This window comes from Streptomyces sp. AA4, assembly GCF_000158875.1.
In the GTDB taxonomy this organism is placed as follows: domain Bacteria; phylum Actinomycetota; class Actinomycetes; order Mycobacteriales; family Pseudonocardiaceae; genus Amycolatopsis.
This window is the reverse complement of sequence record NZ_GG657746.1, coordinates 6891352-6904360: the sequence shown is the minus strand read 5'-3', so window position 1 is coordinate 6904360 and position 13009 is coordinate 6891352. Positions and strand designations below refer to the sequence as shown.

Annotated in this window: 11 protein-coding genes; 5 read left to right on the top strand and 6 right to left on the bottom strand. The window is 69.2% G+C overall.

What is annotated here, in order from left to right:
• Window positions 1–339: 339 nt before the first annotated feature.
• Window positions 340–1116 (top strand): hypothetical protein, encoded by a 777-nt coding sequence (locus SSMG_RS45700; RefSeq protein ID WP_158688122.1) that lies wholly within the window; start codon window positions 340–342, stop codon window positions 1114–1116.
• Here SSMG_RS45700 and SSMG_RS31410 read toward each other — a convergent pair.
• From SSMG_RS31410 to SSMG_RS31395, 4 genes are all read right to left on the bottom strand, one after another.
• Complete coding sequence (locus SSMG_RS31410; RefSeq protein WP_009082753.1) at window positions 1070–1927, bottom strand: LysR family transcriptional regulator; 858 nt, start codon at window positions 1925–1927, stop codon at window positions 1070–1072. The genes SSMG_RS45700 and SSMG_RS31410 overlap by 47 nt on opposite strands.
• 229 nt (window positions 1928–2156) lie before the next feature.
• Complete coding sequence (locus SSMG_RS31405; protein WP_009082752.1) at window positions 2157–2909, bottom strand: SDR family NAD(P)-dependent oxidoreductase; 753 nt, start codon at window positions 2907–2909, stop codon at window positions 2157–2159.
• A gap of 60 nt (window positions 2910–2969) precedes the next feature.
• Window positions 2970–3254 carry a hypothetical protein gene (locus SSMG_RS31400; protein WP_009082751.1) on the bottom strand — a complete coding sequence of 95 codons (285 nt, stop codon included), beginning with the start codon at window positions 3252–3254 and terminating at the stop codon, window positions 2970–2972.
• A gap of 201 nt (window positions 3255–3455) precedes the next feature.
• A complete protein-coding gene (locus tag SSMG_RS31395; RefSeq protein WP_037715455.1) occupies window positions 3456–4691 on the bottom strand; it encodes a CdaR family transcriptional regulator in 1236 nt (411 codons plus the stop codon).
• A 188-nt stretch (window positions 4692–4879) separates the two neighbouring features.
• Between SSMG_RS31395 and SSMG_RS31390 the strand changes: the two genes are divergently transcribed.
• The 3 genes from SSMG_RS31390 (at window position 4880) to SSMG_RS31380 (ending at window position 9597) form a co-directional block, all read left to right on the top strand.
• Window positions 4880–6322, top strand: a complete 1443-nt coding sequence (locus tag SSMG_RS31390; protein WP_009082748.1) for a class I adenylate-forming enzyme family protein — start codon at window positions 4880–4882, stop codon at window positions 6320–6322.
• 78 nt (window positions 6323–6400) lie between these two features.
• A complete protein-coding gene (locus SSMG_RS31385; RefSeq protein ID WP_009082744.1) occupies window positions 6401–8185 on the top strand; it encodes a DUF3556 domain-containing protein in 1785 nt (594 codons plus the stop codon).
• Window positions 8182–9597 carry an NAD(P)/FAD-dependent oxidoreductase gene (locus tag SSMG_RS31380; RefSeq protein WP_009082742.1) on the top strand — a complete coding sequence of 472 codons (1416 nt, stop codon included), beginning with the start codon at window positions 8182–8184 and terminating at the stop codon, window positions 9595–9597. The genes SSMG_RS31385 and SSMG_RS31380 overlap by 4 nt, the downstream gene beginning before the upstream one ends.
• A gap of 4 nt (window positions 9598–9601) precedes the next feature.
• On the opposite strand, the gene SSMG_RS31375 is transcribed toward SSMG_RS31380, so the two are convergent.
• Entirely contained in the window at window positions 9602–11152 is a 1551-nt protein-coding gene (locus SSMG_RS31375; protein WP_009082741.1) for an FAD-binding oxidoreductase, read from the bottom strand.
• A gap of 68 nt (window positions 11153–11220) precedes the next feature.
• On the opposite strand from SSMG_RS31375, the gene SSMG_RS31370 reads away from it, so the two are divergent.
• Window positions 11221–12291: a DUF6670 family protein gene (locus tag SSMG_RS31370; RefSeq protein WP_009082739.1), complete on the top strand. Its 1071-nt coding sequence runs from the start codon at window positions 11221–11223 to the stop codon at window positions 12289–12291.
• Here SSMG_RS31370 and SSMG_RS31365 read toward each other — a convergent pair.
• Window positions 12272–12865: a TetR/AcrR family transcriptional regulator gene (locus SSMG_RS31365; RefSeq protein ID WP_234392776.1), complete on the bottom strand. Its 594-nt coding sequence runs from the start codon at window positions 12863–12865 to the stop codon at window positions 12272–12274. The two genes, SSMG_RS31370 and SSMG_RS31365, sit on opposite strands and share 20 nt — an antisense overlap.
• Window positions 12866–13009: the final 144 nt, after the last annotated feature.

The following is a 13009-nucleotide window of genomic DNA, read 5'->3' as shown; positions in this document are numbered from 1 at the left end:
CATCGACGTCCAGAACAACCTGCCGCTCCCACCCGCTCCAGTCCCCGATGCCATCGAGCCGACAGCGATTGCCAAACGGATAAGCCTCCGTGAAGGCGATCGATTTCATCGCTGAATCGCAGCGAAAACAGGTGTTGGACTGGGAGGTCAACGCGAGCCAATACTCAGCACATGACGTCTGTGCCTGGCGATTCCGCCGAGAATTCCGCCCAAAGCGACGACGGACCCCTCGGCGGTGACGTGTCGGCGGACCGGTCCGCCGACACCGGAACTGGCCGGGGCGCTGGGGGATGTCCGGACGTTCGCGCCATCACACCAGACGGCGTTGCCCTTGGAGCGGTGAACGATGACCCAGCGGAGAGCGCCAACCGGGCGACGAACCCCGAGTTAGTAGTCGGCGGAGGCCAGGCAGCAAGCGGCGACCCGGCGGTGAGCGCCGAGTTGGCGACCGAGTCCGACCAGGTGACGAGCGTTGAGCCCTTGGCAAGCGCCGAGTGGTCGGCCAGCGTCAATCTGATGGCCAATGTCAACGAGCCGTCTAACGCCTGCCAGCACGTCGGTCGCAACGAGCGGTCTGGTGTCGGTCGGCGGGCCGGTGTGGTCGGGCGGTTTGGTGCGGATCAGCGGGTCGGTCGCAGTGAGCGGTCTGGTGTCGATCGGCGGGCCGGTGTGGTCGGGCGGTTTGGTGCGGATCAGCGGGTCGGTCGCAGTGAGCGGTCTGGTGTCGATCGGCGGGCCGGTGTGGTCGGGCGGTTTGGTGCGGATCAGCAGGTCGGTCGCGGCGAGCGGTTTGGTGTCGATCAGCGGGCTGTTGCCAACCCGTCGACCCGCGGCAAGCCCGTGACCGAGGTCGACCCGACGGCCTACGCCCAGTGCGCGGCGAGCATCGGCCAGCCAGCCGAGGTCGAGCCGGTCGACGGGGAGACCCGGGATGTGGTCCGGTTGTTGCGGCGGTTCGGCGGGCGGGCGTTCGCGTTGGCGTTCGTCGCCGGGATCACCGGGCTGACGACTCTCGCGTTGGTCTTGGGGCTGGCCGGGTTCGCGTTGGTGCTCGTGCCGGTGCGCGGGGTCAGGCGAGGAGGTGGGCCAGCAGCGCGCGTGCCGCCGGGTTGGTGAGGTTTGCGGAGCGGCCGGTCAGGTAGATCGTGCGGGCCAGCGTCGGCTGGGTGAGGTGGGCGAACGGCAGTCCGGACCGGGCGGCGACTTGTTCCGGGACCACGGTGACGCCTAGGCCTGCCGCGACCAGGTCGACCAGCAGGGGGACGTTTGTCGCCTCGCAGACCTGGTCCCGGCGGATTCCGGCCTCGGCGAAGGCGCGGTCGACCAGCGCTTGCAGGCCGCTGCCGGTGAAATCGACGAAAGGCTCGCCGTCCAGCTCCGCGAACCTGACTCGGCGGCGGGGCGACAGGCGGTGTCCGGGGTGGGTGAGCAGGACGAGGTTTTGCTGCCAGCTGGCGAACTCGGCCAGCTCGTCCGGCAGCGGACCGCCCACATAGGACAGATCCAGTTCGCCGTCGGACACCGCGGCGGTCAGTCCGGGGATGGTGCCTTCGCGGACGCGCAACCGGATTCCCGGGTAACGGGCACGGAATTCGCCGAGTTTCGCGGGCAGGTCGATGACGGTCAGGGTCTGAATGGTCCCGATCGACACCCGCCCGCGCGCGAGGCCGGTCACCGCGGCTACCTCGCCTCGGGCGGAGTCGACGTCCGTGGCGATTTGGCGGGCCAGCGGCAGCAGCGCCTCGCCCGCGGGGGTGAGGGTCACACGACGGGTGGTGCGGTCGAACAGCTCCGCGCCCAGGTCGGCTTCGAGCTTCCGGATGGACGCGCTGAGGGCGGACTGCACGACATGCACGTCCTGGGCGGCACGAGTGAAGTTGCCGTGCCGGACTACGGCGAGGAAGTGTTCGACCTGCCTCAGTTCCATCGGCTTCGCCTCCGTCTCGCCACCAGGGGAGTGGCTCGGTGAACGTACCGCGCAGGACGACCTAGGCGGCGGCGGTGATCATCGCAGCGGCGGTCGACGGCGAGTGGGGCAATTCGAACCGGCGCGTCGGTGGGAGGCAGTCGGTTACAGGCCCGGAGGTGACGGAAGGGCGTCCAGAGGCGGCACCGAAAGGGGGCTCCCGCAAAGTTGCCCGGGAGCCCCCAAAAACCTACTGCGCCGTATAACCCCCATCGACCATGATCTCCACCCCGGTCACGTAAGACGACTCCGCGGAAGCCAGGAACAAGATCACGTCCGCGACCTCCTGCACCTCCCCGGTCCGCCCCATCGGCACGCCCTCGACCTGCTTCGCCCGCCACACCGGATCGGTCGAGCCGCGCGACGTCCGCATCGGCGGCAGCAAGCCCGGCGCGACCGCGTTCACCCGGATGCCCTCGCCGGCGTAGTGGACGGACGCGGTGGTCGTCATCGCCTTGATCGCGCCCTTCGAAGCCGCGTATCCCAGGTGCACGCCGATCTGCCCGATGGACGCCGAGATCGACGTCAGGTTCACGATCGACCCGCCGCCGCGGCCGGACATCGCCGCGGCGCCGTGTTTGATGCCCAGGAACACTCCGCGCGCGTTGACCTGCAGCAGGCGGTCGTAGAACGCCGTACTGGTCAGGTCGGGGTCGAAGGTGCCGCTGATCCCGGCGTTGTTGACGAGCACGTCGAGCCGTCCGTGCCGGTCCAGGACGTCGGCCAGCGCGGACGTCCAGGAGGATTCGTCGGTGACGTCCAGGCGGCGGTATTCGGCCTGGCCGCCGTCGGCGCGGATTTCCTCGGCCACGGCGGTGCCGTCGGCGTCTTCGACGTCGGTGACCACGACTGTCGCGCCTTCGCGGGCGAAGGTGAGCGCGGCTGCCCGGCCCATTCCGCTCGACGCGCCGGTGATCAGGGCGATCTTGTCCGCCAATCGCATGTGGGGTGCCTTTCGCTGGGTGGGGACCCCAGTCTGACGGCGGCCGGGCGGGAGGCCGGATCAGGCCAGTTCCGCCGAGACGACCGACGTCAGCGCACGCAGCGCGTCCAGCAGAGCCTCCAGCGCGTCCGGGCTGACCAGGACCGTGCTGACCATGCTGCTTTCCCGGACTCCCTCGCGGACGTCGACGGACAGCTCGTGGATCAGCTTCCCGTGCTGGGTGAGCGTCGCGACCAAGCCGGGGATCTGGTCGATGCCGCCGACGAAGTACGTCGCGATCCGGCGGCGGACCAGCATGGCGGGCGCGGAGGTGTACGGGGCGGAGGAAAAGGTGCTCAAGGACATGACGTTCTCCGGGAGAAAGAGCTGGCGGGAAAGAGCGGGGCCAGGTCCCGAAGCAAAAACCGTACGCCGGCATCGCGCGCCGGCAGCCTGGTTCAGCCGGCGCGCCGGGTTACGAGTCGCTCGGACGTCATGAGGCGCAGCACGGCGACAGGCTAACACGGCGCCGCGCGAAGGCAAAGGAATCCACAATGGACCCGGGGCTCAGCCGGGTTCGTTCCAGGGCAGCCGCTTGCGCAGCAAAGTGGCCGCACGCAGGGCGACTTCCACTTCCAGCCGGTGTTCGGCGAGCGGGCGTCCGCACAGTTCCTCGGCCTTGCGGACGCGGTAGTGGACGGTGTTCTTGTGCAGGTGCAGCCGGGCCGCGGCGTGCGTGTAGCTGCCGTCGGTGTCGAGGAAGACCCGGAGCGTCTCGCGCAGTTGCTCGGTGCCGGGGTCGTCCGCGACGAGGTCTCCGAGGACCCGCGCGATCCAGCGGTACACGTCGTCGGACTGTTCGGTGAGCAGGGCGGCGATCGCGACGTCGTCGAACAGCACCACGTGCTGGCTCTGGTCCTCGTTGGTTTCCGCGACCGCCCGCGCCCGCACCGCCTCGCGCAGGGAGCCGCGGAAGCCGGACAGGCCGTAGCCCGGGGCGCCCAGCGCCAGGCGCAGGCCGCCGCCGATGTCGGTCACACCGGAGCGGAGACGTTCGACGTCGGCACGGTCCGCGCTGACGGTCCAGCTCCACAGCGTGCGGTCGTCCGCCAGCATGGTGAGTGCGGGACCTCGTCCGCACACCTCCTGGAGCAGCCGGGCCGCGGCCTGCAGTTCGCCCGCGCCCTCGGCGGGCAGCCACGCGACGGCCGCGCGGTGCCACTGCCGCATCGGGAAGGCGAGCAGCTGCTGCGCGGCGTCCTCGGTCAGCGTGTCCGAATCGAGCACCAGCCGGATCTGCGCCGCCCGCGCGGCCCCGGTACGGCTGCTCCAGCGGCGGCGTTCGGTCTCGAAGATGTCGATCAGACCCTCGATGACCTGGTCGATGTAGCGGTTGGTGCGCCGCGACAGTTCGGCGAGGACGCCGAGCGCCAGGCGGGTGTCGATGTTCGGCTGCCGTTCCAGCGCCTCGATCGCCCACTGCTCGAACCGGTGCTCGCCGAGCCGGTACGCGCGCAGCAGGGCTTCCAGCGACAGCTCGTGCTGGGCGAACCGGCGCGCGTACTCGGCCGCGGCGGGCGGGACGGTGATCCGGTCGAGCGGGATGGAATGCGACAGCATGTCGAGGATCGCGACCAGGTTCGCCGACGTGCTCGCGATCATGAGCTTGCGGACCGTCTCGTCGTGCCGGAACTCCGGGATCATCTCGACGAACCAGTCGGTGAGCTCGGTGGTGCGGGCGGCCAGGTCGGCGTCGATGGCGTGCGCGATCTCGGCCACGACGGCGTCGACGGCGTCGGACATGGCGGTCAGGGTAACCACCGGACCGCCCCGGCGACAGGCGAGCGGCGCCGTTCACCCCCTCGGAGCCGGCGGTTGTGACCCCGGCACAACGACCGGCGGAGCCTTCGGTTCTGCGGCCTATGGCTTGGGTCACTCCGCGTTCTTACCGTCATTTCCCACCTGAGCCGCCCTGGGAAAGGACTTTGACGATGCATCTCGCGGCGCTGCCTGAAGAACGGGCCCGGCGGAACCCGAATCTGCCCTGTCTCGCGGATGAAACCGGTGAACTCGGCAACGCCGGATTCGCGGTGCGGGTACGCAGCGCGGCGGCCGCGTTGCGAGCGCGAGGGGTCGGCGCGGGCGACGTCGTCGCGGTGCTGCTGCCGAACCGCGTCGAGTTCGCGGTGGTGTTGTTCGCCGCTTGGCGGCTCGGCGCCGCGGTCACGCCGGTGAACCCGGAGCTGACCGACGGCGAGGCCGGGTTCCAGATCGCCGACGCCCGGGCGAAAGTCGTGGTGGGACAAGGCGATTCGGAGCTGGTGACGATGCGGCTCGAGGAGCTGGTGACCGCCGCGCCCGACGATGGTCCGGTGGCCGGCGACGCCCACGCGGTCGCGCTGCTCATCTACACCAGCGGTACCACGGGACAGCCGAAAGGCGTGGTGCTCGACCACGCCAACGTGCGGGCGATGACCGAAATGATCGTCGACGCGCTCGAACTCGGCCCAGCAGACCACAGTTTGCTGATCCTGCCGCTGTTCCACGTCAACGGAATCGTGGTCAGCGTGCTCGCGCCGCTGCTGGCGGGCGGTCGCTCGACCATCGCCGGGAGATTCCGCGCCGACGATTTCTTCACCGTCGTCGAACGCGTCCGGCCAACGTATTTCTCCGCCGTGCCAGCGATTTACGCACGGCTGGCGGGCCTCCCGGACACCGTGCGGCCGGACACTTCCTCGCTGCGGCTGGTGGTGTGCGGGGCCGCGCCCATGCCCGCGGAGCTGATCCGGCGCGTCGAGGAACGGTTCGGGGTGGTGGTCGTCGAGGGCTACGGACTGTCCGAGGGAACCTGTGCGTCGACGCTGAATCCGCTGGCCGGGCCTCGTAAACCGGGCACCGTCGGGCGTCCGCTGCCGGGGCAGGAAGTCGCGCTCATGGACCCGCAAGGGCGGCTGGTGACCGACGGTCCCGGCGAGGTCGTGGTCCGCGGCCCGAACGTGATGCGCGGCTACCTGAACCGGCCCGAGGCGACCGCCGCGGCGATCGTCGACGGCTGGCTGCACACCGGCGACGTCGGGCGGTTCGACGAGGACGGCTACCTCGTCCTGGTCGACCGCATCAAGGACATGATCATCCGGGGCGGGGAGAACCTCTACCCCAAGGAGATCGAGAACGCACTGCACGCACACCCGGCGGTGCTGGAAGCCGCGGTGGTCGGCGCGCCGCATCCGGTGCTCGGCGAGCTGCCGGTGGCGACCGTGACGCTGTACCCGGCCGCGGTCGCGAGCGAGGCCGAACTGCTGGAGCACTGCCGGGCGTGGCTGACGCGGGTGAAGGTTCCGGTGCGGATCGATATCGTGCCCGCGTTGCCGCGGAACCCGGTCGGCAAAATCGACAAACCCGCGTTGCGCCGCGAACTCGCCGCGGCGGGGTGAGCCACCTCTTCTGAAAGAAACCATCGGTGCCCGCATCGGCGGGCCCGGTCGATGCTGCCCGGAGAAAGGCGGAGAACAATGGGGTTCAAAACCGGGGATTTTCCCCCAGTCGATCCGGAAACGTTCCTGCGGAAGCCACTGTTCGAACGGACCAAGGCGCTCGCGCTGCACTGGGTCCAGTTCGGCTTCGGCTCGCCCAAGATGATTCCGGCGACGTACGTGGTGAAGCTCGTTTTCCTTTATGCGCTAGGCGGAGTAGCGCTGGCGACCGCGACGTCCGGCGTCGGCCCGTTCTGGGACGTCGCCGCGTGGTGGCACGAACCGGTCGTCTACCAAAAGCTCGTGCTGTGGACGGTATTGCTGGAAGCGGTGGGCGTCGCCGGTTCCTGGGGTCCGATCGCGGGCAAGTTCAAGCCGATGACCGGCGGGATCCTGTTCTGGGCGCGTCCCGGCACGATCCGGCTGCGGCCGTGGAAGCGCGTGCCGTTCACCGCGGGCGACCGGCGAACCGGCTTCGATGTGCTGCTCTACCTGGCATTCCTCGCCACGCTGCTGACCGCGATCGGGTTGCCCGGCGTCCCGGACGCCGCGCTGGAGGCCGCGCTGCCCGGCAACACCTCCGGACTTGTGCGCCCGGCGCTGTTGATCGCGCCGATCGTGCTGTATGTGCTGAATGGCTTGCGGGACAAGACGATCTTTCTCGCTGCTCGCGGTGAGCAGTATCTGCCCGCGTTGGCGTTCTTTGCCTTCCTTCCGTTCGTGAACATGATCATTGCCGCGAAACTGCTGATCTGCATTGTCTGGATCGGCGCGGGCGTCTCGAAGTTCGGCAAGCACTTCACCAATGTGGTGCCGCCGATGGTGTCCAACAGTCCGTGCGTTCCGTTCAAATGGCTGAAGCGCGCGCATTACCGGAATTTCCCGAACGACATCCGGCCGTCGAAGCTCGCTTCCTTCATGGCGCACGTCGGCGGCACGACCGTCGAAATCATCACGCCGCTGGTGCTGTTGTTCTCCACCAATCACTGGGTGACGCTCGCCGGGGTCGCGCTGATGGTGGTGTTCCACCTGTTCATCACGTCGACGTTCCCGCTGGCCGTGCCGCTGGAATGGAACATTCTCTTCGGCTACCTCACGATCTTCCTGTTCCTCGGCTTCCCGGCGAGTGCCGGGTACGGCGTCGGGGACCTGACGCCGGGCTGGCTCGCCGTCGTGCTCGCGGCCGCGCTGCTGTTCTTCCCGATCCTGGGCAACCTGCGGCCGGACCTGGTGTCGTTCCTGCCGTCGATGCGGCAGTACGCGGGCAACTGGGCGTCGGCGCTGTGGGCGTTCGCGCCGGGTGCCGAGGCGAAGCTGAACACGATGCCGCACCGGCCGACGAAGAACCAGGTCGACCAGTTGCAGGCGATGGGGTATCCGGCGGAAATCGCCGAGATCACCATGCAGCAGACCATTGCCTGGCGCTCGATGCACAGCCAGGGCCGCGGGCTCTTTTCGGTGCTCGCGAAGAACCTGCCGGACCTCGAGACGCGGACCGTGCGCGAGGCGGAATTCGGCTGCAACTCGATCCTCGGGTTCAACTTCGGCGACGGGCACCTGCACAACCTCGACTTCGTCAACGCGGTGCAGAAGCGCGTCGGCTTCGCGCCCGGCGAGTGGATCGTGGTGTGGGTCGAGTCGCAGGCGATCCACTCGAAGGTGCAGCATTACCAGGTGATCGACGCGGCGCTGGGGGTGCTCGAGCGCGGCCACTGGACCGTGGCCGACGCGGTCAACGAACAGCCGTGGCTGCCGAACGGCCCGATTCCGCTCACCGTCACCTGGACCGCTCATCAGGCCAAGACCGGCAGCGTGCTGGCATGACTGCCGCGGTGGTGGTCGGCAGCGGACCGAACGGGCTCGCCGCGGCGGCTGTGCTGGCGCGGGCCGGGGTCGACGTGACCGTCCTGGAGGCGGCCGACGAGATCGGCGGCGGCACCCGCACCTACGAGGCGATCGTGCCTGGTCTGCGGCACGACCACTGCTCCGCGACGCATCCGATGGCGGTCGGTTCGCCGGTGCTGGCCGACCTCGGGCTCGACCGGTACGGCCTGCGCTGGCGGCTGCCGGAGATCGACTGCGTGCACCCGTTCGACGACGGCACCGCCGGCGTCCTGCGGCGCTCGGTCTCCGGCACCGCCGCCGGGCTCGGACCGGACGAACGGCGCTGGTCGGCGCTGTTCTCCTCGCCCGCGCAGAATTACGACGCGCTGAGCGAGGACATCCTCGGGCCGCTGCTGCGAGTGCCGAAACATCCGTTGCTGCTGGGCCGGTTCGGGCTGCCGACGCTTGCCCCGGCGACCGTGCTGGCCCGGTATTTCCGCACCGAACAGGCCCGTGCGCTGTGGCTCGGGGTGGCGGCGCACGCGTTCCGCCCGCTGGACCGGCCGCTGTCGTCGGCGATCGGGCTCGGCATTCTCACCGCTGGCCACCGGCACGGCTGGGCGGTCGCCGAGGGCGGATCGCGGGCGATCAGCGACGCGTTGGCCGCGCTGGTAGTGGACCTCGGCGGGAAAATCGAGACCGGCGTGCGGGTGGAGTCTCTTTCGCAGCTGCCGCGGGCGGACGTCGTAGTGTGGGATGTCGGGCCGAAAACGCTGGCTTCGGTGCTCGGCGACCGGTTGCCGCCGCGGATCCGGCGGGCGTACGAGCGGTTTCGCTACGGTCCAGGTGCGTACAAAGTGGACTTCGCCGTGCAGGGCGGAATTCCGTGGCGCTCACCGGAGGCTCGGGTCGCCGGGACTGTCCACTTGGGAGGATCGGCGGCGGAAGTCGCGGCGGCGGAACGAGAAGTGCACAACGGCCGGATGCCGGAGCGGCCGTTTGTGTTGCTAGGTCAGCAGTATCTTGCCGATCCATCACGTTCGGTCGGTGACGTGCACCCGGTGTGGGCGTACGCGCATGTCCCGTTTGGATACCCCGGTGACGCCACCGAGGCGATCACCGCGCAGATCGAACGGTTCGCGCCGGATTTCCGAGAGCGGGTCATTGGTTCGGTGTCGACGTCAGCGGCGGAATTCGCCGCGGGGAACCCGAATTTCGTCGGCGGTAACATTCTCACCGGGGCGAAAGACCTGCGACAGCTGGTATTTGGCCCGCGGACGACGTTGCAGCCGTACGACGCGGGGGTTCCGGGGCATTTCGCATGTTCCGCGGCCACGCCGCCGGGACCGGGTGCGCACGGGATGTGCGGCAGCCACGCGGCGGCGCGGGCGTTGCGATATCTGCGGCGGTGACGGGTCAGCGGAGGAGGACACCCGGATTCAGGATCCCGGCTGGGTCAAGGGTGTCTTTCGCCGCGGAGAGGGCGGCAGCGAACGGGTCCGGGCGTTGCCGGTCGTACCACGGCCGGTGGTCGCGGCCGACCGAATGGTGGTGGGTGATCGTGCCGCCGTTGGCCAGGATTGCTTCGGAGACCGCGGTTTTCAGCTCGTCCCATTGCGCGACGGTGCTGCCCCAGCGGCCGGTCGCGTAGATGCCGTAGTACGGCGCGGGCCCGTCCGGGTAGACGTGGGTGAAACGGCAACTCACCACTCCTGCGCCGCAGATCTCGGCGATCGCTGCGTTCGCGGCGGTTGTGACCGCTTCGTGCAGGGACTCGAACGCGTCCCAGGTACAGGCGGTCTCGAAGGTTTCCACGATCATCGACCGGCGGGCGAGCGCGTCGCGCTGGTACGGCATGCGCAGGAACGCCGACCGCCACGCCGAACCTGACTCGCCGCGGCGGGCGGTGACTGTGCCGCCGTGGTCTGCGGTCAGTTCGAGCGCGCGGTCCAGCCAGGCGTCCACCGGATGGTCGGCGGACTCGAACGCGAGCAGCAGCAGACCGTCTGCCTGGACTCCGGTGTTGAGGAACGCTTCGGCGGCGTCGAGGAGCCGGCAGTTCGCCGGGTACAGGCCGGACTGGGCGATCGTCCGGGTCGCTTGTACCGCGTCGGCGTATCGGGCGAAGCTCACCGACGCTTTCGCTTGCCAGCGGGGGCGTTCCTGCAGACGCATCCAGGCTTCGGTGATCACGCCGAGTGCGCCTTCCGAGCCGAGGAACAGCCGATCCGGCGACGGTCCGGCCCCTGATCCGGGCAGCCGTCGCGATTCGCTGACCCCGGCCGGGGTGACGACGCGCAGGGACTCGGTGAGGTCGTCGATGTGCGTGGCGAGCGTGGCGAAGTGACCGCCGGCGCGGGTCGCCAGCCAGCCGCCCAGCGTGGAGTGCGTGAACGACTGGGGATAGTGCCGCAGCGTCAGCCCGTGCGGGCGGAGCTGGTCTTCCAAAGCGGGCCCGTAGACCCCGGCTTGGATTCGCGCGGCGCGGCTCGTCCGGTCGATCTCCACGACCTGGTCGAGGCGGCTGAGATCGAGGGACACCGCGGGCGCGGGGAAGCGCGGTTCGATGCCGCCGACGACGGAACTGCCGCCGCCGTAAGGGATTACCGGCGTACCGTCGGTGGCGCACCAGTCCAAGAGATCGAGGACGTCCTGTTCGGATTCCGGGCGTGCGACGACGTCCGGCACCGCTTCGACCTGCCCCTCCAGATTCCGCACGACGTCGCGGAACGCCTTGCCGCGTGCGTGCGACAGCAGGTCGACCTGGTCGGTCGAGCACAGCCGGGCCAGCGCGGCGGGCGGGCGGAGGCGCGCCGGTGGCACCGGCAGGTCGGTCGGCGAGGGCGGCGCGTGGTCGGTGAAGTCGTGGGCGGGCAGGAAGGCGGCCGTGCGGGCGACCAGCTCCGCCGCTTCTTCGGCGGTCAGCGCTTCCTCGGTGTCGCCCCAACCCCACCAGGACCGTGTCATCCGTCTGCTCCCTTCCGAATTGACCCTTGGGTAACTTACTCTAGGGTAATAAGCACTGAGGAGGAAAGATGAGCGTGCTGACCGCTGCCGCGCCGTTCGTGGTGAACCAGGTGCTCCCTCGCTTCGACCAGCGGATCGAGGAGTCCGCGAAGCCGTTCGGCCGGCCCGATCTGCTGCGGCCGCATCCGGACTCGCGGACCTGGGCGTGGACGCATTACGGCATCTTCGTGCCGGAACTGCCGCGGCCGCACCGCTACCTCAACACCATGACGCTCATCGGCAGCACCGGGACGGTCTGTTTCGACAACGACTACCTCGCGACCTCCGACGCGCGCCGCACCACGACCGTGCTCTCCTCCACCGCTGCGCCCGGGCACCATCACTACGCGGCCTACGATTCCCACACCGATTGCCGCTTCGCCGAGGATGGTTCGCGGTTGGAGTGGGGTTCGGATCTGGCGATCGAAGCGGCGCACCCGTCGTATCAGGTGCACGCGCGGTACGACGGGTTCTCGGCGGATTTGGCGATCACCGCGACGCCGCAGGTCTCGTGGTTCGTGCGCAATCCGGCTTATGACCACTTGAGCCTGCTCGCCACCTTCACCGGGATCATCACCGACGACATCGGCGAGACTGAGATCGGCGGGCTTTGCACCGTCGAGTACGCGCGATCGCTTTCGCCGCAGGCACTTCGGCGTTCGCCGTTGCCGCCGCGGTTCAAGGTGCCGATGGACTTCTTCACCTATCAGATCATCAATCTCGACGACCGGACGCAACTGTTGCTCACCGACGTGCGTTTGGCGGGGGCGACGGCCTGTCGGCTCGCGCACCTGCGCACGCTTGACCGGGACGCGGCGGTGTTCCGGGAGGTGCGGTTCGAGGTGGATCGTCGCGCGGAGCCGGAAGTTGATCCGCGGGGGCGGGAGATGCGGGTGCCGGAGCGGTTCCGGTGGACGGTGCGGGACGGTGCCGAGGAGGTCGTGGCGGTGGAGGCGATTGTGGACAGTCCGCTGCGGTACGGGCATGGGCGCGGTTATGTCGGCGCGTACACGTATTCCGGTGCGTTTCGGGGGCGGCCGGTGTCGGGAAGCGGGTACTTCGAGTGGGTGGATTGCGAGGTCAGCCGCGCAGCGCGGTGAGGATGCGGGCGCAACGCTGGGTGGTGGTTTCGGCGGGTTCCTCGGGGTGTTCGAGCCACCAGGTGACGGTGGCGGCGACCGCGCCGTACCAGATGCGGGCGAACAGCGACGCGTCGGCGGGGTCGGCGAAACCGGCTGAGGTCAACGCTTCCTGGGTGCCTTCCGCGCCGAGAGCGGACAGTTTGCGGCGGTAGGCGCGGGCCGCTTCGTCCACTGCGGAGCCTGGGGGCAGCGTCGGGTCCCAGAGGACGGCCCAGTCCAGGCGGCGGGGTTCCAGCGTGCGGAAGATCGCCTCCAGCGTGCCGAGGGCGCGGGTGAGGCCGGTGCCGGTTTGGGCTTCGGTGACGGCGTCGACGAGCGGGGCGGCGCCGCGGTGGAGACAGGCCAGGTAGAGGCCGTCTTTGGACTCGAAGTAGCCGTATACCAGGGGTTTGGAGATATTCGCACGGCGGGCGATGGTTGCTACTGAGGCGTGGGCGTAGCCCTTGGTGCCGAATTCGTGGACGGCGGCGTCTAGGATCAGCCGCTCCCGTTCTGGGCGCGGCATTCCTTTGCTGCCTGCTGGGTTTGCCACTTGGGCAGCATAGCTGATGGGGGGTGGGGGTGGTCCATTGTGGACGTTTGGGGGTGGAGGGGGCGGCTCGTCGCCTGGCGGCGACATTGCTGCGCCTTGGTTGCGTGGGGCACCCCGATTTTTGATTGTGCTGACGGTTCGGGG

Excerpts from the sequence above, each read along its gene's own strand:
- SSMG_RS31410 (WP_009082753.1), bottom strand. The coding sequence starts at position 1,927 with ATGGAACTGAGGCAGGTCGAACACTTCCTCGCCGTAGTCCGGCACGGC.
- SSMG_RS31405 (WP_009082752.1), bottom strand. The coding sequence starts at position 2,909 with ATGCGATTGGCGGACAAGATCGCCCTGATCACCGGCGCGTCGAGCGGA.
- SSMG_RS31400 (WP_009082751.1), bottom strand. The coding sequence starts at position 3,254 with ATGTCCTTGAGCACCTTTTCCTCCGCCCCGTACACCTCCGCGCCCGCC.
- SSMG_RS31395 (WP_037715455.1), bottom strand. The coding sequence starts at position 4,691 with ATGTCCGACGCCGTCGACGCCGTCGTGGCCGAGATCGCGCACGCCATC.
- SSMG_RS31390 (WP_009082748.1), top strand. The coding sequence starts at position 4,880 with ATGCATCTCGCGGCGCTGCCTGAAGAACGGGCCCGGCGGAACCCGAAT.
- SSMG_RS31385 (WP_009082744.1), top strand. The coding sequence starts at position 6,401 with ATGGGGTTCAAAACCGGGGATTTTCCCCCAGTCGATCCGGAAACGTTC.
- SSMG_RS31380 (WP_009082742.1), top strand. The coding sequence starts at position 8,182 with ATGACTGCCGCGGTGGTGGTCGGCAGCGGACCGAACGGGCTCGCCGCG.
- SSMG_RS31375 (WP_009082741.1), bottom strand. The coding sequence starts at position 11,152 with ATGACACGGTCCTGGTGGGGTTGGGGCGACACCGAGGAAGCGCTGACC.
- SSMG_RS31370 (WP_009082739.1), top strand. The coding sequence starts at position 11,221 with ATGAGCGTGCTGACCGCTGCCGCGCCGTTCGTGGTGAACCAGGTGCTC.